The 20479-nt window shown below is 72.7% G+C and carries 23 protein-coding genes and 1 riboswitch; of the genes, 9 read left to right on the forward strand and 14 right to left on the reverse strand.

Annotation, left to right across the window (positions count from 1 at the left end; genetic code table 11):
- Window position 1 precedes the first annotated feature (1 nt).
- Window positions 2–763, reverse strand: a complete 762-nt coding sequence (locus AB0P29_RS09985) for an SDR family NAD(P)-dependent oxidoreductase (RefSeq protein WP_363379608.1) — start codon at window positions 761–763, stop codon at window positions 2–4.
- A gap of 109 nt (window positions 764–872) precedes the next feature.
- Here AB0P29_RS09985 and AB0P29_RS09990 point away from each other — a divergent pair, with 109 nt between their 5' ends.
- Together AB0P29_RS09990 and AB0P29_RS09995 are read left to right on the forward strand one after the other, a co-directional pair.
- Entirely contained in the window at window positions 873–1598 is a 726-nt protein-coding gene (locus AB0P29_RS09990) for an aminoglycoside 3'-phosphotransferase (protein ID WP_363379609.1), read from the forward strand.
- A gap of 141 nt (window positions 1599–1739) precedes the next feature.
- Window positions 1740–2243 carry a GNAT family N-acetyltransferase gene (locus AB0P29_RS09995; protein WP_363379611.1) on the forward strand — a complete coding sequence of 168 codons (504 nt, stop codon included), beginning with the start codon at window positions 1740–1742 and terminating at the stop codon, window positions 2241–2243.
- A gap of 8 nt (window positions 2244–2251) precedes the next feature.
- On the opposite strand, the gene AB0P29_RS10000 is transcribed toward AB0P29_RS09995, so the two are convergent.
- The 3 genes from AB0P29_RS10000 to AB0P29_RS10010 all read right to left on the reverse strand — a co-directional run bounded on the left by AB0P29_RS10000 (window position 2252) and on the right by AB0P29_RS10010 (window position 5141).
- The gene (locus AB0P29_RS10000) at window positions 2252–3046 is read right to left on the reverse strand and encodes an energy-coupling factor transporter transmembrane component T (RefSeq protein WP_363379613.1); all 795 of its coding nucleotides are present in this window, start codon (window positions 3044–3046) and stop codon (window positions 2252–2254) included.
- On the reverse strand, window positions 3043–4506 hold the full coding sequence (locus AB0P29_RS10005) for an ABC transporter ATP-binding protein (protein ID WP_363379657.1): 1464 nt from the start codon (window positions 4504–4506) through the stop codon (window positions 3043–3045). The genes AB0P29_RS10000 and AB0P29_RS10005 overlap by 4 nt, the downstream gene beginning before the upstream one ends.
- On the reverse strand, window positions 4503–5141 hold the full coding sequence (locus tag AB0P29_RS10010; RefSeq protein ID WP_217532446.1) for an ECF transporter S component: 639 nt from the start codon (window positions 5139–5141) through the stop codon (window positions 4503–4505). Before AB0P29_RS10010 ends, AB0P29_RS10005 begins: the two co-directional genes overlap by 4 nt.
- Window positions 5135–5244: riboswitch (TPP riboswitch) on the reverse strand. It overlaps the preceding gene by 7 nt.
- Before the next feature lie 38 nt (window positions 5245–5282).
- On the opposite strand from AB0P29_RS10010, the gene AB0P29_RS10015 reads away from it, so the two are divergent.
- Window positions 5283–6668 carry a hypothetical protein gene (locus tag AB0P29_RS10015; RefSeq protein WP_363379614.1) on the forward strand — a complete coding sequence of 462 codons (1386 nt, stop codon included), beginning with the start codon at window positions 5283–5285 and terminating at the stop codon, window positions 6666–6668.
- 3 nt (window positions 6669–6671) lie between these two features.
- Here the strand turns inward: AB0P29_RS10015 and AB0P29_RS10020 are convergent, their stop codons facing one another.
- From AB0P29_RS10020 to AB0P29_RS10055, 8 genes are all read right to left on the reverse strand, one after another.
- Entirely contained in the window at window positions 6672–7604 is a 933-nt protein-coding gene (locus tag AB0P29_RS10020; protein WP_363379616.1) for a DnaJ domain-containing protein, read from the reverse strand.
- A 1-nt stretch (window position 7605) separates the two neighbouring features.
- Window positions 7606–8667: an enoyl-CoA hydratase/isomerase family protein gene (locus AB0P29_RS10025; protein WP_363379617.1), complete on the reverse strand. Its 1062-nt coding sequence runs from the start codon at window positions 8665–8667 to the stop codon at window positions 7606–7608.
- A gap of 44 nt (window positions 8668–8711) precedes the next feature.
- Window positions 8712–9188 (reverse strand): hypothetical protein, encoded by a 477-nt coding sequence (locus tag AB0P29_RS10030; protein ID WP_363379619.1) that lies wholly within the window; start codon window positions 9186–9188, stop codon window positions 8712–8714.
- 72 nt (window positions 9189–9260) lie between these two features.
- On the reverse strand, window positions 9261–10088 hold the full coding sequence (locus AB0P29_RS10035) for a uroporphyrinogen-III synthase (protein WP_363379621.1): 828 nt from the start codon (window positions 10086–10088) through the stop codon (window positions 9261–9263).
- A 184-nt stretch (window positions 10089–10272) separates the two neighbouring features.
- Window positions 10273–10539 (reverse strand): hypothetical protein, encoded by a 267-nt coding sequence (locus AB0P29_RS10040; protein WP_064003416.1) that lies wholly within the window; start codon window positions 10537–10539, stop codon window positions 10273–10275.
- Window positions 10529–10939, reverse strand: a complete 411-nt coding sequence (locus tag AB0P29_RS10045; protein ID WP_064003417.1) for a phage holin family protein — start codon at window positions 10937–10939, stop codon at window positions 10529–10531. Before AB0P29_RS10045 ends, AB0P29_RS10040 begins: the two co-directional genes overlap by 11 nt.
- The gene (locus AB0P29_RS10050; RefSeq protein ID WP_064003418.1) at window positions 10936–11352 is read right to left on the reverse strand and encodes a hypothetical protein; all 417 of its coding nucleotides are present in this window, start codon (window positions 11350–11352) and stop codon (window positions 10936–10938) included. Before AB0P29_RS10050 ends, AB0P29_RS10045 begins: the two co-directional genes overlap by 4 nt.
- Window positions 11353–11440: 88 nt before the next feature.
- Window positions 11441–12856 carry an FAD-dependent oxidoreductase gene (locus AB0P29_RS10055; RefSeq protein ID WP_363379623.1) on the reverse strand — a complete coding sequence of 472 codons (1416 nt, stop codon included), beginning with the start codon at window positions 12854–12856 and terminating at the stop codon, window positions 11441–11443.
- 51 nt (window positions 12857–12907) lie between these two features.
- Here AB0P29_RS10055 and AB0P29_RS10060 point away from each other — a divergent pair, with 51 nt between their 5' ends.
- Window positions 12908–13483, forward strand: coding sequence for an HhH-GPD-type base excision DNA repair protein (locus tag AB0P29_RS10060; RefSeq protein ID WP_311286227.1), 576 nt, complete (start codon window positions 12908–12910; stop codon window positions 13481–13483).
- A 3-nt stretch (window positions 13484–13486) separates the two neighbouring features.
- Window positions 13487–13912, forward strand: a complete 426-nt coding sequence (locus tag AB0P29_RS10065) for a DUF1801 domain-containing protein (protein ID WP_363379624.1) — start codon at window positions 13487–13489, stop codon at window positions 13910–13912.
- Between the two features lie 96 nt (window positions 13913–14008).
- Here AB0P29_RS10065 and AB0P29_RS10070 read toward each other — a convergent pair whose 3' ends face one another.
- Together AB0P29_RS10070 and AB0P29_RS10075 are read right to left on the reverse strand one after the other, a co-directional pair.
- Window positions 14009–15397, reverse strand: a complete 1389-nt coding sequence (locus tag AB0P29_RS10070; RefSeq protein WP_311861716.1) for a glycine--tRNA ligase — start codon at window positions 15395–15397, stop codon at window positions 14009–14011.
- Window positions 15398–15500: 103 nt separating this feature from the next.
- Window positions 15501–15878: a DUF4870 domain-containing protein gene (locus AB0P29_RS10075; RefSeq protein ID WP_217532428.1), complete on the reverse strand. Its 378-nt coding sequence runs from the start codon at window positions 15876–15878 to the stop codon at window positions 15501–15503.
- Between the two features lie 129 nt (window positions 15879–16007).
- Between AB0P29_RS10075 and AB0P29_RS10080 the strand changes: the two genes are divergently transcribed.
- The 4 genes from AB0P29_RS10080 to AB0P29_RS10095 all read left to right on the forward strand — a co-directional run bounded on the left by AB0P29_RS10080 (window position 16008) and on the right by AB0P29_RS10095 (window position 20319).
- Window positions 16008–17480, forward strand: coding sequence for an SPFH domain-containing protein (locus AB0P29_RS10080; protein WP_359919637.1), 1473 nt, complete (start codon window positions 16008–16010; stop codon window positions 17478–17480).
- Window positions 17477–17968, forward strand: a complete 492-nt coding sequence (locus AB0P29_RS10085) for a hypothetical protein (RefSeq protein ID WP_359919635.1) — start codon at window positions 17477–17479, stop codon at window positions 17966–17968. The genes AB0P29_RS10080 and AB0P29_RS10085 overlap by 4 nt, the downstream gene beginning before the upstream one ends.
- A gap of 78 nt (window positions 17969–18046) precedes the next feature.
- Window positions 18047–18847, forward strand: coding sequence for an SDR family oxidoreductase (locus AB0P29_RS10090; protein WP_363379625.1), 801 nt, complete (start codon window positions 18047–18049; stop codon window positions 18845–18847).
- A gap of 71 nt (window positions 18848–18918) precedes the next feature.
- A complete protein-coding gene (locus AB0P29_RS10095; RefSeq protein WP_363379626.1) occupies window positions 18919–20319 on the forward strand; it encodes an MFS transporter in 1401 nt (466 codons plus the stop codon).
- Window positions 20320–20479: the final 160 nt, after the last annotated feature.

Below are 20479 nucleotides of genomic sequence, written 5' to 3' on the forward strand. Positions count from 1 at the left end.
CTCACTTCGGGGCCATGCGGATCGAACCGTCGAGACGGATCGTCTCGCCGTTGAGATAGCCGTTCTCGACGATGTGCTGAACGAGCGCGGCGTACTCGTCGGGCCTGCCGAGCCGCGCCGGGTAGGGCACCTGCTGGCCGAGCGACTCCTGCGCCGCCTCGGGGAGCCCCGCGAGCATCGGGGTCTCCATGATCCCGGGCGCGATCGTGCAGACGCGGATCGCCGAGCGCGCCAGTTCGCGCGCGATCGGCAGCGTCATCGCGTGCACACCGCCCTTGCTGGCCGCGTACGCGGGCTGCCCGATCTGACCGTCGAAGGCCGCGACCGACGCGGTGTTCACGATGACGCCGCGGTCCCCGGATGCCGTCGGTTCGGTCGCCGCCATCGCCGCCGCCGCGTGGGCGATGACGGTGTAGGTGCCGATCAGGTTGATGCGGATGATCCGCTCGAAGTCGGCGATCGGGCTCGGCGAACCGTCGCGGGTGAGGACCTTCGCGGGCGGCGCGATCCCGGCGCAGTTGACGGCGACGCGCAGCGGGGCGACGGCGGATGCCGCGGCCACGGCCGCCTGCACCTGCGCGGCATCCGTCACATCGGCGGCGGCGAAGGTCCCGCCGAGGTCCGCGGCGACGTTGGACCCGGATGAGGTCGGCAGGTCGACGATGACGACGTGCGCACCCTGCGCGGCGAGGCGGCGGGCCGTGGCGAGACCGAGTCCGCTCGCCCCGCCGGTGACGAGGGCGGATGCTGCGGCGATGTCCATGCGCTCTCCTTCGAACGGGATCGGGTTCCACCCTACGCGCGACTGGGTGCCACGGCAGCAGGATGCCTCCAGGCTAGCCGTCCGCGACGGTGGGCGACAGGATGGAGGGATGTCCATCCCCCCCGCCGACGCGCCCGTCCCCCCGATCGTGCGCCGCCTCGCGCGCGATGCGGCACTCCTGCCGGTGTGGGAGAACAAGCTCGGCGGGCAGACGTTCCGCACCGATGACGACCGCTTCATCAAGATCGGTCCGGTCCATCTCGAGACCTCGATGGCGGATGAGGCGGAGCGGATGGCCTGGGCAGCTCCCTACGTGCGCGTGCCGACGGTGATCGAGCAGGGCGACGACGGCGAAACGGAGTGGCTCGTGACCCGCGCCCTCACCGGCCTCTCGGCGGTCGATCCGACGTGGGTCGCGCGGCCCGAGACCGCGGTCCGGGCGATCGGCGAGGGCCTGCACGCCCTGCACGAGAGCCTGCCGGCGGCATCCTGCCCCTTCGACTGGACCGTGCCGTCGCGCGTCGCGAACGCCGCGGCGCGCGGGGTCGTCGTCCCCGACGAGCTGCGCGAGGCGCCGCCGATCGAGCAGCTCGTGGTCTGCCACGGCGACGCGTGCGCGCCGAACACGCTGATCGGGGACGACGGCCGGTGGAGCGGCCACGTCGACCTCGGGCAGCTCGGCCTCGGCGACCGATGGGGCGACATCGCCGTCGCTGCGATGAGCACCGGCTGGAACTACGGCCCCGGGTGGGACGGCCTGCTCCTCGAGGCCTACGGCGTCGCGCCCGACGAGGAGCGCATCGCTTACTACCGCGACCTCTGGAACGCGACCTGACCCGTCAGCGCACCGCGCCGTCGAAGACCACAGCGGCTGCGAGATAGCCCGCCACGACGACGGACGCCGAGACGAGCGGCACCCACGCGAGGTCGCGCCGCTACCAGCCGCGACACCCCCGCGGGCGCTTAGGCTCGACCGGTGAGCGAACGGACGAGCACCGGGTCCCGCATCCTCGACGTCGCGTGGGACGACCCGCGCGCGGCGGCGCTGCGCGACGAGTTGGATGCCGACCTCGGCGCCCGCTACGACGGGTTCCACGGCGACGAGCCCGCCGAGCGAAAGGCCGCGCGCTCCCGCGCCCTCGCGATGCACCCCGACGAGATCGTCGCGACCCTGATCGCGGTGGATGCCGACGGCACACCGACCGGCCACGTCATCCTCCGTCGCCTCGGCGAGGAGTGGGAGATCAAGCGCCTCGTCGTCACCGAGGCGGCCCGGGGCCGCGGCATCGCTCGCTCCCTCATGACCGCGGCGCTCGACCGGGCTCGCGCGGGCGGCGCGGAGCGCGTCATCCTGCAGACCGGCATCCCCCAGCCGGAATCGGTCGCCCTCTACGAGTCGCTCGGATTCACCCGCATCCCGGTGTACGAGCCGTACGCCGAGACGATGCCACGCTCGATCTGCTTCGCCTACGCGTTCTGACCGGCGACTCACATCCAGACGACGCGGAACGAGCCGACGGCCACGGCGACCGAGATCGCGACGGCCACGATCGCCAGCGCGCCGACGACCGCGACCGCGTCCCGGCGGGACAGCCGCGACGTGCGGGCCCACGTACGTTCGACGGGCGCGCCGAACCCGCGCGCCTCCATCGCGGTCGCGAGGCGCGTGCCGCGACGCACCGCGAAGACGAGGAGCACGAACGCCATCGAGAAGAACCGGCGCACGGCGTTCCGGTCCCCCACGCCGCGCGCCCGCCGCGCGAGGCGCATGGCCCGCCAGTCGTCGACGAACAGCCCGAGCGTGCGCGTCCCGGCGAGCACGCCGAGCACGAGTCGCGCGGGCAGCCGCACGATCTGAGCGAGCGCCGCGGCGAGCTCGATCGGGTCGACGCGGCTGAACAGCAGGACCGTCGGGAGCGCGAGCGCGATGACCCGCACCCCGACCGCCACCGCGAACCCGATCGACGCGTCGCTGATCGTCGCGTACCAGAACGAGGCGTACACGCGTCCGCCCGGCTCGGCGTACAGCAGCATGCTCAACCCGGCGACCGGCATCAGCACGAGCACCGGCGCCATCCGCCGCAGGGCCGCCCCGAACCCGATCCCGGTCAGCGGGATGCACAGCACCATCAACACGATGGCGACACCGGCGCTGACCGCGTCGATCGTCGTCAGCAGCGGGATGGCCAGGACGAAGGCGAGAAGGATGCGGACCGCCGGGTTCACCCCGTCGAGCCACGCGTCCCGCCTCGCGGTCCCGGTGTCGGCCGCCGCGAGGATCATGACGCCACCGCCGCGAGCTCGATGTGCCGTCCGCCGAGCAGCCGCACCGCGTCCTCGTCGTGCGTCACCGCGACGACCGCGCGCCCGTCGGCGACCTGCGCCTGCAGCAGCGAGACGATGCCGGCCCAACCGCGACGGTCCTGCCCGAACGTCGGCTCGTCGAGGACGATGACCTCGGGCGACGTGGCGAGGACGGTGGCCACCGACAGCCGCCGCTTCTGACCGCCCGACAGCGTGAACGGATTGGCGCGCGCGAGCGCGGCGAGCCCGAGCTCGTCGAGCAGCCGGTCCACGACGGCGTCGATCTCGCGGGGCGGGCGCCGGAGCGCGCGCGGTCCGACCTCGAGCTCTGCACGCACCGTCGAGGCGAGGAACTGGTGCTCGGGGTCTTGGAACACGGTGCCGATCCGGGTGAGGAGCTCACGCGAACTCCAGCGGGAGGGCCGCGCCCCCCGACGCCCCGCGGGCACGGTCCCCGCCTCGACGGTCCCGGCGAACTCCGGCAGGAGCCCCGCGAGGGTCAGCGCGAGTGTCGATTTGCCGACGCCGTTGGGTCCGGTGATGACGGATGCCGCCCCCGCCGCCACCTCGAGGTCCAGTCCCTCACGCACCGGCGTCCGCCCGTCCCGCGAGACGGCCAGCCCCCTCGCCCGAAGGGCGGCGGAGACGTCCGTCGTCACGGCCGGCAGCGCGGGCAGGTCGACGGGGTGACCGGGCAGCCAGACCCCGGCCGCGAGCAGCGTCGCCGCGTGTCGGGTGAACACTTCGGCGGGTGTTCCGTCCGCGAGCAGACCCCCCTCGGCGTCGAGGACCACGACCCGCGTCATGAGGTCCACCCACACGTCCGTTCGGTGCTCGATCACGACGAGGGTGGCGTCCGTGGCCTCGACCGCGCGTCCGACCGCGGCGCGCACCTCGCGGACCCCGACGGGGTCGAGGTTGGCGGTCGGTTCGTCGAGCAGCAGCAGACCCGCGTCCATCGCGAGGGCGCCCGCGATCGCGAGGCGCTGCTTCTGGCCGCCCGAGAGCCGCGCGGTCTCGCGGTCGAGCGGGACGTCGAGGCCGACGGCGTCGAGCGCGGCGCGCACCCGCGCCGGGATGCGTTCGGGCGGGACGCCGAGGTTCTCGCAACCGAATGCCACGTCGTCGCCGACGCGGGAGAGCACGACCCCGGCGTCGGGATCCTGCAGCACGAGGCCGACACGGCCGCGCTGCGTGCTCGGGTCGGCGCCGTCGATCGTCATCCGACCCGACGCCTCGCCGTCCTCGTCGCCGCCGAGCAGCCCCGCCATCCCCGCCAGGAGCGTCGACTTGCCCGCGCCCGATGCACCGAGCAGGAGCACCCGCTCGCCGGGGGCGATGTCGAGGTCGACGTCCGCGACGGCCGGTCGGCGGCGGCCCGCGTAGCGCCACCCCCAGCCGCGTGCGCGGAGTCCGGCCGGGCGGGACCCGGTGGTCAGACCTCGTCCGCCTGTTCTCGACCCGCGGCGAACCGGCTGAGGGCACCGGTCTTCGCGAGAGCCCGGACGAGCAGCCAGCCCACGACGCCGGCGAGCACGACGCCCGAGACGATGATCGTGCCGAGGTAGATGAGGTTGAACTCGAGCGTCTTCAGGATGTTCGGGGTCGAGCCGAAGAACAGTTCGAAGATCCACGCGGCGACGCCCGCGCCGACGCCGGCGAGCGCGGCCACACCGATGCCGAAGCGGCGGTAGAGGAACACCGCGAAGATGAGCTCGGCGCCGAGGCCCTGGACGAGGCCCGACAGCAGCGTCGACGGGCCCCAGATGTTGCCGATCGTGGCCGAGACGGCCGCAGCGACGACCTCGACGAGCAGCGCGGCGCCGGGCTTCCGGATCACGAGACCGCCGATGACACCGCCGATGAGCCAGATGCCGACAGCGAAGCCGCCGAGGCCGGGGGTCGCGGCATCCATCACCTCGAACCAGCCGTAACCGACCCCGTTCCAGAACCAGAACAGCAGGCCCACCGCGACGCCGAGGACGGCGGCGACGACGATGTCGACGACACGCCAGCGGTAGCGGTTCGGCGACGTGGTGGTCCGGGTCTCGGACGTGGACGCGACAGCGTGCATTTCTCTCTCCTCCCTGCGCCGGCATGATCCGGATCAGGTTCGACGGTCGAAGCGTGGATCGCTTCCTCTCAGCCCGGCTCACCGGACTCCCGTGGTTGTGCGTCGAGTATAGCCACAGGGAGAGCGCGCTACCGTTGTCCGGTGACCGTGGACGACGCCGATTCCCGCACGCGCCGACGCCGGCGCGGTGCGACGCCTGCCTCCCCTGCCGCCGATCACCGTGCGCTCGGGTGGGTCGACGAGGAGGGGCGTCCGGTGAGCGCCTCCCAGGCTCAGCCCGCGACCTTCGAACTGCTGCCGCCCGAGCGTCGGCGGCGCGGCATCCCGCTCGCCGTCCTCGGCATCCCGGCCCTCGCCGTCCTGGCGGTCGTGACGGCCTACACCAGCGCCATGCTGCTCTGGCCCCTGAACAACGTGACGCCCTCGGCGACGACGACCGACGCCGCCGCCCTGACGGGGGCGCCGAGCGCGATCGCGTGGCCCGCCGAGGGCGAATCCGCCGTCGGCATCACCGGGTTCGCTGCCGCGGCCTCGTCCGAGACGCCGGCGCAGATGGCGAGCACGACCAAGCTGGTGACCGCCCTCGTCATCCTCGACCAGGCGCCCCTCGCCGTCGGCGAGCAGGGTCCCGAGTACGCGTTCACGTACGCCGACCGCCTGGAGTACTGGGACTACGTCGGGCAGAACCAGTCGGCGCTCAACGTCCCCGACGATGGCTCGCTGACCCAGTACCAGATGCTCCAGGGCATGCTCATCGCCTCGGCCAGCAACTACGCCGACCGTCTCGCGACCGACGCGTTCGGGTCCGTCGAGGAGTACGTCACCGCCGCGAATGCGTGGCTCGCCGAGAACGGGCTCGACGGCATCACGGTGACGGATGCCTCCGGCTACGACCGCGGCAACGTCGCCACCCCGGCGGCCATGGTCGCCCTCGCCGAGGAGGCGCTCGCCAACCCCGTGATCGCCGAGATCGTCGCCACGGAGACCGCGGAGCTGCCCGGCGCGGGCGAGTTCGAGAACACCAACGCCCTGCTCGGCACCGACGGCGTCGTGGGTCTGAAGACCGGCAGCTACGCGGGCTACTACAACCTCGTCGCCGCGCGGACGGTCGACCTCGGCGGCGGCCCCACGGCGCTGTTCGCCTCCGTCGCCGGCGCGCCGACGGACGGCGCCCGCGTCGATGACACCGAAGCCCTGCTCGACGCCGTCGCGCAGGAGGCGTCCGTCACCTCCACCCTCCCCGCCGGCACGGTGGTCGCCGAGGTCACCACGGCCTGGGGCGCGAAGACCACGCTCGTCACCGACGAGGACGCCGAGCTGCACCTGTGGAACGGTGCGACGGCAACGGCCGAGGCATCCTTCGACATCGAGGCGGATGCCGCGGCCGGAGCGGATGCGGGCACGCTTGTCCTCTCGGGGCCGGCCGACCAGGTCGAGGTGCCGGTGATCGTGAAGACCGCGATCTCCGGCCCCGACCCGTGGTGGCGCCTCACGCACCCGATGCAGCTCGTGGGCGGCGGCGACTGAGACTCAGGCGAAGCGGACGGTCTGCTGCAGTCGCGTCCGCACGTCGAAGAGCTCGTTGCCGCCGATGTCGCGCGCACCGCTGACGCCGCGGCGGAGGACCGTCGCGAGGACGCTGCGGGCGACGACGGCGACGGGCAGACCCTTCACCTTGCTGAGCTCCTCCACCGCCGTCGCGACGTCGTCGTCGGGGAGGACGACGAGCGCGGCGCTGAACCGCACCTTCGCCGCACGGCCGAGCGCGCGCGCCGCGAGCACGAGCTGCGCGACGGGAGCGCCGACGACCGCGTCGCCCTCGACCTCGCCACGGCGAGTGCGCACCGGCGCGCCGAAGTCCTCCGACAGCACGGCGTAGAGGCCGCTCGGCCCCAGCACGATGTGGTCGAGCTTCACGTCCGGGTTCCGCGCGTCGGCCGCCACGTCGTGCCACACGGTGTACCCCATGCCGAGCTCGGCGACGATCCGCGCCGTCGCCTCCTCGGCGAGCGCGTCCGCGAGCAGGCGGCGCACCTCGTGCGGCGCGCTGCGGACGAGGGCGGGATCGTACGGGTCGGTGAGGTCCACCCCGCGACCCGCCCACTCGCGGATCAGGTCGAGGTACCGCTCGCGACGCCAGCCGCCGGGCTGCCCGAATGAGCGGGCGCGCGGCCGGGTGTCGGCCTGCCGGGCAGGGGGCCGCCACATCGGGGCCGACGGATCCGGGCCGTACGAGGCGGCCTCACCGAAGCCGTGGCCGCGGTCGTACGCCGCGCGGGCCTCGGCGGTCCCCACGAGCTCCCACGCGCGCTGCACCTGCACGAACTGCGCGGCGTCGCCGCCGGTGTCGGGATGCGTCTGCCGCAGACGCAACCGGTAGGCCTTGCGCAGGTCGTCGTCGCTCGCGTCGGCGGCCACGCCGAGGACCTCGTACGCCGACGCGGAGAGGGGACTGTCGAACACGTCAGCTCCAGAGGGGGACGCTCGGGCGGAACGAGAGCGCGGTGTCGGCGGTCTCGGCGGGCACCTCGTGCAGGCGGGCCGGCTGCCAGCGCGGCGCCCGGTCCTTGTCGACGAGTTGCGCGCGGATCCCCTCGACGAGGTCGGGCTGGGTGCGGCCGAACCATTCGACGAGCGCGTACTCCTGCGCCAGGGCCGCGCGCAGGTCCGGCAGCCCGCGTGCCGAGCGCACGGCGGCGAGGGTGACGGTCAGCGCGGTCGGAGCCTGGGTCTCGAGCAGGTCCGCCGTGGCCGCGGCATCCGCTTCGGGGCGCTCGCGAAGGCGGGCGATGATCTCGGCGACCGTGTCGGCGGCGAACGCATCGTCGATCCACGCGCGCGAGGCGGCGAGACGACCGGGCTCGGGGGTCTCGTCGAACAGCATCGCGATCTCGGTCGGTGTGTCGGGGTCGGCCCGCGTGACGAGGGCGTGGCGCACGTCGCCGAGGCGGTCGGCGGGCACGAAGTGGTCGGCGAATCCGGCGTGGATCGCGTCGGCGGCATCCATCGTCCCGCCCGTCAGGGCGAGGTACTCGCCGACCCGTCCGGGCGCGCGGCCGAGCAGCCACGACCCGCCCACGTCGGGGGTGAAGCCGATGCGGGTCTCGGGCATCGCGAGTCGGGAGCGCTCGGTGACCAGGCGCACCGAGGCGTGCCCCGCCAGGCCGATGCCGCCGCCCATCGTCACGCCGTCGGCGAAGACGACGACCTGCTTCGGGTACTCTGCGATCCTCGCGTTCAGCGCGTACTCGTCGCGGAAGAACGCCATCGCCGCCTCGGCCTCGCCCGCCAGGATCTGCTCGCGCAGCGCGCGCACGTCGCCGCCCGCGCAGAAGCCCCGCTCGCCCGCGCCGTCGAGCAGGATCAGGCGGATGTCGGGGTGATGCTCCCACGCGTCGAGCGCGTCGGCGATGCCGCGGATCATGCCGTGGTCGACGGCGTTGATCGCCTCGGGCCGGTTCAGCGTGATGCGTCCGACGCTCCCCTCCGCACGGACGAGCAGACGGGATGCGGCGGGTTCACTCACCCGGGCAACGTTACCGGCCGGATCCTCGGTGCCGGCCGAGCGCGTCAGGCCTGCGCCGGCCGTGGCGCCCGGCGACGCGGCGACCGCACGGGCCCATCCGCCGCGGCATCCGGTCGCTGCACCGGGATCTCCGTCGTCACGAGCTCGACGACGTCGACCGGCTCATCGTCGGCTTCGAGGCGCAGCGCCTGAACGAGGGCGAGCCCGTGTCGCGTGGTGATGACGAGGCGCTGGAACTCGGGGTCGCCGTCGAGGTCGATCACGACCGAGGGGCGCCGCCGCCGCACGAGCACGAAATCGTCGCCGCCGGCGGAGCGCCACCGCCCCATCGCGACGGTCCGCGGGATGACGGTGCCGGGAGTCGGCACCCCGCGCAGCCAGGTCCACGGGTCGTCGACGAGCTGCACCTTCGCGATGTGGGTGCGCTCGACGCGGACGGCGTCCTTGCGGAACGACAGCGCACGCTCGGTGGCCGAGAGCGCGACCTCCAGTCGCGACGAGTCGAGCAGCAGCGTCACCATGGGATCAGTCTGCCAAACGCGTCCCGTACGACGGATGCCGCATCCGCAACGATCCGGTCTCAGCCATCCGCCTCAGCCCTGGATGCGGGGGAACGAACCGGTCGGCGGGGCGAACTCGTCGATCGCGTGCGGCAACGGGAACTGGGCCACGGCGGCGATGAGCCCGGCGACCGTCTGCTCCTTCGCGATCACGCTGACACCCAGCCCGGCGCGGCGGGCGTCCTTCGCCGTGCGGGGACCGATCGCGGCGATCACGGTGCCCGCCGGGATCTCGGGGAACTGCTCGTGGACCTGTTCGGCCACGGAGCCACTGGTGACGAGGATCGCGTTGATGCGCCCGGAACGGACGTCGGTGGCCACCTTCTCGGTGACCGGCACCCCGACGGTGCGGTACGCCACGACACTGCGGACGTCGTGCCCCGCCTCGACGAGCAGCCGCGTCAGGACCGGCTTGGCCAGTTCGCTGCGGAGCGTCAGCACCCGCATGGGCTCCGGCTCGAGGGCGATGAGCTGCGCCGCCATGCCCGCCGCCGAGTTGTCGTCGTCGGGGACCAGGTCGACGCGGTAGCCGACGGCGCCGAGCGCCGCGGCGGTCGTCTCACCCACAGCGGCGACGCGGGTGGTGGGAGGGATCACCGCACGGTAGGCGTGGAGGACGTCGACGGTCGTCGAACTCGTGAGGGTCACCCAGTCGAAGACGCCCGACGCGAGGTCGCGGAGCGCCGACTCGAGGTCGGTCGGGTCCTCGGACGGGGCGAAGTTGATGAGCGGCGCGATCACCGGCGTCGCCCCCTGCGCGCGCAGCGCCGCGGCGACGCTGTCTCCCCACGGACCCCCGCGCGGGACGAGCACCCGCCAGCCCTTGAGGGGCTTCGGTGCTGCCGCAGCAGGTGTGTTCATGGTTCGACTCTCGTGTCGGCGGTGGCCGCCCCCGAGCGAGACGGCCGACGCTCAGCGGAGGGATGCGCGCAGATGCGCACGTTCGGGACCCTGTCGTCGGCAGCATCTGCACCATCGCCGCTGCCTGCTCCGAGCATACCCCCGGTCGTCAGCGACGTCGCGGCGACGGGGTCCGCCGCACCGATCAGCGCGTGTACAGCCGGACGGCTCCCCAGACGACGAGCCCGATGGCGGCCGCGACACCGACCGCGGCGACGACGGCACCCGAGGGGTTGCGGTCCGCGAACTCGCGGGCCGAGACCTGGGCGCGCCGCGTGGCGCGGGCGGCCCGCTTGGGGACGTTCGCCTTCTCCTCGATCGCCGCGAGCGCGGCCTTCAACTCGGCGCGCGCGCGCTCGACGGGGTCCGTGATGCCGAGCGGAACGGCGGTGCGGGGCAGGTCAGAACTCATCGGCCACTTCCTTCACGATTCGGGCGTCGGTCGACAGGGCCTTCGCGGGGTTCTCACGGTTCTTCATGCGCTTGATCCGCAGCATCCCGAGGATCCCGAAGATCACCACGAGCAGCAGACCGAGCACGACGAGGATGAGCGCCGCCAGCCAGGGCGCCATCCACGAGGACAGACCGATGACCGTGAAGGCACCGATCGCCGGGAGGGTCCAGAACAGGACGAACAGCGCCAGGACGAACCAGAGGCCGACGACGCCGGCATCCTTCCCGGTCCGCGTCGCCCAGGCCTTCGCCGCGTTGATCTCGGCGACGATGAGGTTCTTGACGAGCTCGGGGAGCTCGCCGACGAGACCGAGGAGGCTGTCGTCACCCCGGTCGCGGAATCCGCGAGGCGTGCTCATGAGGCGGACGAGGACTTCTTGGTGCCGGTGCCGGAGGAACGCTTCGCGGTGCCCGAGCCGGTCGACCGCTTGGCGGAGCTCGACACGGCGTCGGCAGTCGTCTCGGCGGCATCCTTCACGTCGTCCGCGGCGTCCTTGGACGCGTCGAGGGCGGCGTCGAGCTTGTCGCCCGCGGTGCCCTTCGTGGTGGCGGCGCGGGTGATCTTCACCGCGCTGCTCCACAGCACGCTCGGCAGGGCGAAGGCCGCCGACTTGCCGAACTCGCCGACCTTGTCGACCTGCTTCTGGACGGCGGGGGTGTTGTAGACGCGCAGGTACGCGTCCTTGATCTGCTCATAGCGCTGGCGGCCCGCACGGGCCCCGAGCACGTAGCCGGCGGTGAGCCCGACGACGATTCCGATCTTGCCCTTCATGGCGATTCCTCACGTTCGAAGCGATGTGATGCCGTGGACCCAGCGTAACGGCGCATTCCGTTCGCGGCATCCACCCTTGACAGGCGGCTCAGGTGGAGGCAGCCTGCCCGCCCGCGTGCCACAGCAGGCCGGATCGGATGCGCTCCGCTTCGTCCTTCGCATCGGCGACGACGCGCGTGAGGCCGGTGCCGTCGACCCACGCGCCGACGACGCCGAGCCGCTCGTCCTGCCGGACGGCGCGGCGGACCTCGTCCCGCGCGGGTGACAGAGCGGAGGACGGCAGCGACCGCGACCAGCGGGCGCGGTGCGTCCCGCGGACGGCGCCCAGGTCGACGCCGAGCAGCTCGGCGGCGGCGGCCGTGGACGCGGCGATCGCGTCGCCGTCGGCCAGGTCGCTCGCCGGTGTCGTCACCCGGACGATGTGCGGCTCGCCCGTACGGTGCGGCCAGGTCGCCGTCGCGTGCACGACCGCGATCGCCGCCGCGGCGCCGGGAGCCGCGTAGACGGCGTGACCGCGCGGGCGGGCGTCGAGGGCCGGGGCATCGAGGACGAGCGTCACGACGTCGACGTCGTCGGGCGAGAGGACGGCTCCGTCGAGGCCGGGCAGGGAGGGCGCGAGCAGCCGGCGCGCGGGCCCCTCCGGGGTCGCGACGATCACCGCGTCGACGTCGAGCGTCTGCTCCTCGTCCTCCGCCGTCCACGTCACGGTCCAGCCGTCGTCGGTGCGCCGCAGCCCGGTGGCCGCGGTTCCGGTGCGGACGTCGACCTCGAGGTCGGCGAGGCGCTGCGCGACCGCGTCGACGAAGACCGACATGCCGCCCTCGATCGTGGCGCGCGAGGGGCCGGCGTCGCCGTCGGGCAGCTGCTGCGCGACGGCGCCCGAGAGCGAACCGGTGCGCGTGAGCGCGGCGTTCAGGCCGCGGGCGGCCCGGTCGACGTCGACCTCCTCGGGAGGGACGCCGTGGATGCCGAAGGTCAGCGGCGCGACCATCCGCTCGAGGACCCGCGGACCCATCCGGCTCTCGACGAGGGCCCCGAGGCTGCGCTGGGCGCCGATCGTCAGCGGCGGCCGCAGCCGGTCGACATAGGCCCGCCAGGTGCCCGACCATCCGATGATCCGGCGCACGCGGGCGTCGAAGGGGTTGGCCGGGATGCCGAGGATCGACGCATCCGGCAGCGGTGCGACCCCGTGAGGGCCGGCGACCCAGGTCTCGGCCTCGCGCGCCGGCACGACCGCGCCGCCGAGGCCGAGGTCGTCGAGGAGCTCCTGCAGGGCACCCGGGGCGACCCGGAAGCCGTCGGCGGCGACATCGACCCGCCGGCCGTCGAGCTCGGCGGACGCGACGATGCCACCGAGTCGACCCCCCGCCTCGAACAGGGTCACCCGGATGCCGAGCTTGGCGCACTCGAGCGCTGCGACGAGCCCGGCGACACCGCCTCCGACGACGGCGACGCGCGCACGTCGCGCCTGCGAGATGAGATCGGGGGCGGCCGCGGCATCCATGGTGTCCATCCTCCCCCACCCCGCGTGAGCCGAGAGTGGGAACATGGACGCATGGCCCTCCACATCACCGGCGACGAGGCCGCCGACGCGCTCCTCACCGACGAACCACTCGCCCTCCTGATCGGCATGCTGCTCGACCAGCAGATCGCGATGGAGACGGCCTTCGCCGGGCCGCTGAAGATCCGCGATCGCACGGGCGGGCTCGACGCCGCCGGCATCGCCGCCGCAGACCCCGAGGAGTTCGCCGCCGCGTTCGGTCAGACCCCGGCCGTGCACCGCTTCCCCGGGTCGATGGCCGGTCGCGTGCAGGCGCTGTGCCAGGCACTCGTCGACGAGTGGGGCGGGGATGCCGCTGCGCTGTGGACCGAGGGCGACCCGGACGGCGCGACCGTGCTGAAGCGGCTGAAGGCACTGCCGGGTTTCGGCGATCAGAAGGCGCGGATCTTCCTCGCGCTCCTGGGCAAGCAGTACGGCTTCACGGGAGCCGGCTGGCGCGACGCCGCCGGCGCCTACGGGGAGGAGGGCTCGTTCCGCTCCGTCGCCGACATCGTCTCGCCGGAGTCACTCGCGAAGGTCCGCGAGCACAAGCGCGCCGCCAAAGCCGCCGCGAAGGCCGCGAAGGGCTGACCCGTGGAGCGCACGGGGCGGGACGTCGGCGAGTTCGTCGCGCAGGTCACGCCCGCGACGCGCCGCTCGGATGCCGAGACCCTCGTCGCGCTGCTGCGGGAGCTCACCGGGCGCGAGCCGCAGATGTGGACCGGGTCGATCATCGGCTTCGGCGCCTGCCGCTACCGCTACGCGACCGGCACCACGGGCGAGATGCCGCTGCTCGGCTTCTCGCCCCGCAAGGCCGCCACGACGATCTACCTCGACCGGACCGACGCGCACACGGAGGCGCTCGCGAGGCTCGGGCCGCACACGACGGGCGCCGGCTGCCTCTACGTGAAGGACCTCGCGGCGGTCGACGGGACCGTGCTGCGCGGCATCCTCTCCGACACCCTGCGCCGGGTCGTCGACGACGAGCTGCCGGGCGCGACGATCACCGTCCTCGACTGACCGGCCCTTCGCGGGACGGAACGCATTTCAGCGCTTCCGCGCACCCGCCGAGCGTTCGACGAGCACCGCGACGATCCGCACCGCGCCGCGCCCGACTCAGGCGCCGCGGAGGCGCGGAGCGAGGTAGGCGTGCAGCTCGGTCAGGGCCACGCGCTCCTGCGCCATCGAGTCGCGGTCGCGGATGGTCACGGCGTCGTCGTCGAGCGAGTCGAAGTCGACCGTGACGCAGAACGGCGTACCGATCTCGTCCTGGCGGCGGTAGCGGCGGCCGATCGCGCCGGCGTCGTCGAAGTCGACGTTCCAGCCGTTCGCGCGCAGGTCGTCGGCGACCTTGCGGGCCAGCGGCGACAGGCGCTCGTTGCGGCTCAGCGGCAGCACCGCCACCTTGACGGGCGCGAGGCGCGGATCGAGGCCGAGCACCGTGCGGGTGTCGGTGCCGCCCTTCGCGTTCGGCACCTCCTCCTCGCGGTACGCGTCGACGAGGAACGCCATCATGGCGCGGGTCAGACCGAACGACGGCTCGATGACGTACGGGACGTAGGTCTCGCCGGATGCCTGATCGAAGTAGGTGAGCTTCTGCCCGGAGGCCTCGATGTGGCTCGACAGGTCGTAGTCGGTGCGGTTGGCGACACCCATCAGCTCGCCCCATTCCTTGCCCGCGAACCCGAAGCGGTACTCGACGTCGATCGTGCCGGCGGAGTAGTGCGCGCGGTCCTCTTCGGGCACGTCGAACTGACGCATGTTCTCGGGGTCGATGCCGAGGTCGATGAACCAGTTCCAGCAGGCCTGCACCCAGTGGTCGAACCACTCGCCCGCCTCGGCCGGCGGCGTGAAGAACTCGATCTCCATCTGCTCGAACTCGCGCGTGCGGAAGATGAAGTTGCCGGGGGTGATCTCGTTGCGGAACGCCTTGCCGACCTGGCCGATACCGAACGGCGGCTTCTTGCGGCTCGCGGTGAGGACGTTCGAGAAGTTCACGAAGATGCCCTGCGCCGTCTCGGGACGAAGGAAGTAGAGGCCGCTCTCGTCGTCGACGACACCGAGGTAGGTCTTCACGAGACCCGAGAACGACTTCGGCTCGGTGTACTGGCCCTTCGTGCCACAGTTCGGACAGGGCACGTCGCCGAGACCGTTCTCGGCCGTGCGTCCCTTGCGCGCCTCGAAGTCCTCGATGAGCGTGTCCTCGCGGAACCGCTTGTGACACTGGAGGCACTCCACGAGCGGGTCGGTGAAGGTCGCGACGTGACCCGACGCCTCCCAGACGCGCTTGGGGAGGATGATCGACGAGTCGAGCCCGACCATGTCACCGCGACCGCGGACGAAGGTCTGCCACCACTGCTGCCGGATGTTCTCCTTCAGCTCCGTGCCGAGGGGACCGTAGTCCCACGCCGACCGCGACCCGCCGTAGATCTCGCCCGCCTGGAAGACGAACCCGCGGTGACGGGCGAGGGCGATGACTTTGTCGAGACGGGACTGCTCGGCCACGGTGGCTCCAATGGTCGTCGTGAAGAGGGTGCGCGAGGGCGCGGACGCCGCGACACGCGGCATCCCTCAGTCTATCCGGGCCCGTTCCGGCGCTCGACGAGGGTCAGGAGACGAAGCGGATGCTGAGGGGCGGCGTGTACCACTGCCCCTGGCTCGCCTTCACAGCCGCGACGATCTCGATCACGAGGGCGTAGACGCCCACCGCGAGCAGCAGCAGGAAACCGATTCCGATGAACGACAGCGGGATGCACACGAACGCGGCGATCAGCACCGTGAGCTGGAAGTTCAGGGCGGCGGCGCTGTGGGCGCGGATGAACGGCCCCCGGTCGCGCAGCACGAGGTAGACGACGAGCGCGCCCACGAACGAGAGGAAGATGCCGCTCAGGTGGGTCAGTGTCGCCCAGAGCTTCTCGTCCTCGGGACGCAGCGGCGGAGCGGGCGGGTACGGCTGCGCGGGCGGCGGGGGCGGCGGCATCGTCATGGCGTCAGCGTAGGGGCAGGGGCGGGATGCCGCGAACCTCATCACGCGGCTGGAGTAACCGATACGTTCGACGTGGGCACGTTCGCCGTGCCGCACGAAGGACATCGAGACTCACGGGGGAACTCACACATGGATGCACTCATCGCGGGAGGCGCGTTTGTGGTCGGCGGCATCATCGTCGTCGCTGTCATCGTCTTCATCATCATCTTCATGGTGGTGCTGCGGGCCTGGTACAAGGTCGCGAAGGCCGACCAGGCGCTCGTCATCGTCGGTCGCAATCAGAAGAGCGCCTCGGGGGACTCCTCGCGCATCTCCGTCATCACCGGCGGCGGCGCCCTGGTCAACCCGCTCACGCAGCGCGCCGAGATGATCTCGCTGCGCGCGCGCCAGATCAAGATGGAGCCGACGGCACAGGCATCCAACGGCGTCACCGTCAACGTCAGCGGTGTCGCCCTCGTCAAGATCGGCTCCGACCCCGAGTTCGTCCGTCGCGCCGCGGAGCGGTTCCTCTCGCAGGACGGCGCGATCGAGCAGTTCACCACCGAGCAGCTCGAGGGTGCGCTGCGCGGCGTGGTCGCGACCCTGACCGTCGAGCAGCTCATGAAGGACCGGCAGAAGCTGTCGGACCAGATCGCCGAGGGCATCAAGAGCGACCTGCTCGCGCAGGGCCTCATCCTCGACTCGTTCCAGATCCAGGGCGTCACCGACAAGAACGGCTACATCGACGCCCTCGGCGCCACCGAGGTCGAGCGCGTGCGCCGCGAGGCCGAGGTCGCCCGCATCAACGCGGCCCGCGAGGTCAAGGCGCGCCAGATCGCCACCGACGAGGCGAACCTCATCGAGCAGACCGCGTACGACCGCAACACCGCCCAGGCCTCCGCCGAGGTCGGTCGCGCCCGAGCCGAAGCCGAGCAGGCCGAGGCCCTCGCCCGCGCCGAGCGCGAGCAGGCCGTCCTCCTGCAGCAGGCCGAGAACCGTCAGGCCCAGCTCGACGCCGACGTCAAGAAGGTCGCCGACGCGTCGCTCTACGAGCGCCAGCGCTCGGCGGACGCCGACGCGTACACGCAGGTCAAGGCCGCCGAGGCCCGCGCGCAGATCGCGGCCCAGGAAGCCGAGGCGACGCGCCTTCGCGCCCAGGCCGAGGCCGACGCGATCCGGCTCGAGGGTGAGGCCCGCGCCGAGGCGATCAAGGCCGAAGCCGCGGCCATCGCGCAGAACCAGGAGGCCCTGCTCGCACAGCGAGCGATCGAGGCCCTCGTGCCGCTCATGACCGAGTTCGCCCGCGGCTTCGACAAGGTCGGGTCGATCACGGTCCTCGGCGGCGAGGGCGCGTCGAGCCACATCGCCGGCGAGAGCGCCTCGAGCATGCGCGCCACGTTCGACGCCGTTCAGGCGGCGACGGGCATCGACCTGCGCGGCATCATCCAGGGCCAGGCCACCGGCCGCGGCATCGCCCAGGGGCTGCAGCAGGAGCAGGACGCGCAGGCTTCCGCCCCGCTGCGCCGCCGTGCGTCGGCGGAGCCCGCGGCGCCGGTCGCCGAGTCCGCGACCGCCCCGGCCGCGCCTGCCGCGCCCGCCGCGCCGTCCCCGGACGCCGTGTGACCTCAGCCGAGGGGGGCAAGTCACTCGTCGTCGACGAGCACCTGGCCCCCCGACTGGCGCGCGGGTTCCTGCGCTGGCAGCTTCGTCGCCCGTCGTGGATCCTGCTCCTGAGCGTGACCGCCGTCGTCGTGGCGCTGAGCGTGTTCCTCACCGCGACCGGCAGCGACGGTGCCGCGTGGGTGGGCGTCGCGCTCGTCGTCCTCATCAGCGCGACGGTCATCGTGTCGTGGCTGGCGGTGCGATCCTCCATCCTCCGGGCGTACCCGGTCGGCTCCGTCGCCACCGCGACCCTCACCGACGACGCCCTGCACGCCACGTCGGCGCTCGGGACGAGCGAGATCCGGTTGGCGGCGTTCCGCCGGGTGGACGCGGTCGGCGACGCGCTCCTGCTGAAGGTCGGCTCGTGGGCCGGCGGGGTCGCGGTCATGCCGCGTGCACTGCTGTCCGAGGATGAGGTCGCGCGCCTGCAGGCGGCTGCGAGGAGCTGACGCGGACGCGCGTTGCGGGGCGGCCCGCCGCTGTCAACCCCGCCCCCTGTCCGCTGCGCGGTCCGTAGCGTCGGCCGCATGACCTTCACCCCTCGCCGTGCCATCGTGACCGCTTCCGACTCCGGCATCGGCCGGGCGACCGCCCTCGCCCTCGCCGACGCCGGCATGGACGTCGGGGTCACGTGGCACTCCGACCAGGAGGGCGCCGAAGAGACCGCCGCCGAGGTGCGCCGCCGCGGCCGGAACGCCGTCGTCGCCCGGTTCGACGCGACCGACCTCGACTCGGTGCCCGGCGTCATCCGCGGCCTCGCCGCCGAGCTCGGCGGGCTCGACGTCTTCGTCAACAACGCCGGCGGCGGGACCGGCGGCCCCTTCCTCGAGATGGACATCGAGGGATGGCGTCAGGTCGTCGGCCTCAACCTCGACGGCGCGTTCGTCGGGATGCACACGGCGGCGACGCTGATGGCGGATGCCGGTCAGGAGGGACGCATCATCGCGGTGACGAGCGTGCACGGCTCGCAGCCGCGGGTCGGGTCGGCCGCGTACGTCGCGTCGAAGCACGGCCTCGAGGGTCTCGTGAAGACGATGGCGCAGGAGCTCGGCGCCAAGGGCATCACGGTCAACTCGGTCGCCCCCGGCGAGATCGCCACACCGATCAACGACATGGATGCCGAGGACGCCGAGAACACGCATCGCCCCGGCATCCCGATCCCGCGTCCGGGTAAGCCGGAGGAGATCGCGGACGTGATCGCCTTCCTGGCGTCGCCGGCGTCGTCGTACGTCACCGCGGCGACGTGGGTCGTCGACGGCGGGATGCTGCAGATGGGGCCGCAGGCTGGGTCGCACCTCGAGTCCGACGCCTGGCGCAGCGCGGGCTGAGCGCGTCCGGCAGCGTGCGCCGGGGATAGCCTGAAGGGATGGCCCCGGACGACAGACGCAGACTGACCCGGATGCCACGACAGGGCGCGATTGTCGCGGTCCTGGCGATCGCGGGTCTCGCGTCGTCGTTCATGTTCACCCTCGTGGTGCCGATCCAGTCGAAGCTGCCCGAGTTGCTGAACGCGAGCCGGGAGGACACGGCGTGGGTCGTGACGGCGACCCTGCTGGCCGCGGCCGTCTTCACCCCGATCGCGGGGCGCCTCGGCGACATGTACGGCAAGCGCCGCATCGTGCTGGTGCTGCTCGGCCTGCTCATCGCGGGTTCCGTGATCGCCGCCCTCTCCCCCGGGATCGGCGGCGTGATCGTCGGGCGTGCGCTGCAGGGTGCCGTGACGGGTGTCGTGCCGCTCGGGATCTCGATCATGCGCGACGTGCTGCACGAGGACCGGGTGGATGCCGCGATCGCCCTCATGTCGGCCACGCTCGGTGTCGGCGGGGCGGTCGGCATGCCGGTCAGCGCGATCATCACCGAGATGAGCGACTGGCACGTGCTGTTCTGGATGGCCGCGGGGCTCGGCGCTGTGGTGTTCGTGCTCGTCGCCCTCATCGTGCCGCCGAGCGTCCTGCGCACGGCGGGACGCTTCGACTTCGCCGGCGCCGCCGGGCTCGCCGTCGGCCTCACCGGTGTGCTGCTCGCCGTCTCGCGCGGCAACGAGTGGGGCTGGACGTCGCCCGCGACCCTCGCGCTCGGCCTCGGCGGGCTCGCGGTTTTGCTGCTGTGGGGCTGGTTCGAGCTGCGCATCCGCGAACCGCTCCTCGACCTGCGGGTCGCCGCGCGGCCGGCCGTGCTGCTGACGAACCTCGCCTCGGTGGCGATGGGCTTCTCGCTGTTCGGCTCGAACGTGTCGTATCCGCAGATGCTCGAGCTGCCGGCATCCGTCGGCGGATTCGGGCTCACCCTGTTCCAGGCCAGCCTCATCGTCATGCCCGCGGGCCTCGTGATGATGGTGCTGTCGCCGTTCTCGGGACGCCTCGCCCGCACGATCGGACCGCGCGTGCTGCTGATCATGGGCGCGAGCGCGCTGATCGTCGCCTACGCGTACTCGCTGCTGTGGGCATCGGAGGTGTGGCACATCCTCGTTGCGAACCTGCTCATCGGTGTGGGCATCGGGTTCGGGTACGCCGGGATGCCGATGCTCATCATGCGCTCGGTGCCGCAGAGCGAGACGGGCGCCTCGAACGGGCTGAACGCGCTGTTCCGCTCGCTCGGCACGTCGATCGCGGCGGCCGTCGTCGGCGCCGTCCTCGCAGGACTGTCGACCGTGCAGAACGGGGTCGCCGTGCCGACCCCCGCCGCCTTCCAGGTCTCCTTCGCGCTGGGACTCGGCGCCGCCGTTGTCGCGCTCGGCGTCGCCCTGTTCATCCCGCAGCGACGCGACCCGCACGAAGCGCACCCCTCGCTGCCGCGCTGACGGGGGGGCGCGGCGTCGGGCGCGGACGATGGGCGTCACGGGATGCAATGGATCTCGCGCGACGCGCCGCGGCATCCGCTCGGTGGACGGCGTGTCGGGGCGGATCTCTCGCATCCGTTGACGCCGGCTGGGTGAGGCGCGGTCGCGGGCTTCAGACGAC

The sequence above is a fragment of the Microbacterium sp. NPDC080220 genome (assembly GCF_040686395.1).
GTDB lineage: Bacteria > Actinomycetota > Actinomycetes > Actinomycetales > Microbacteriaceae > Microbacterium > Microbacterium gawkjiense.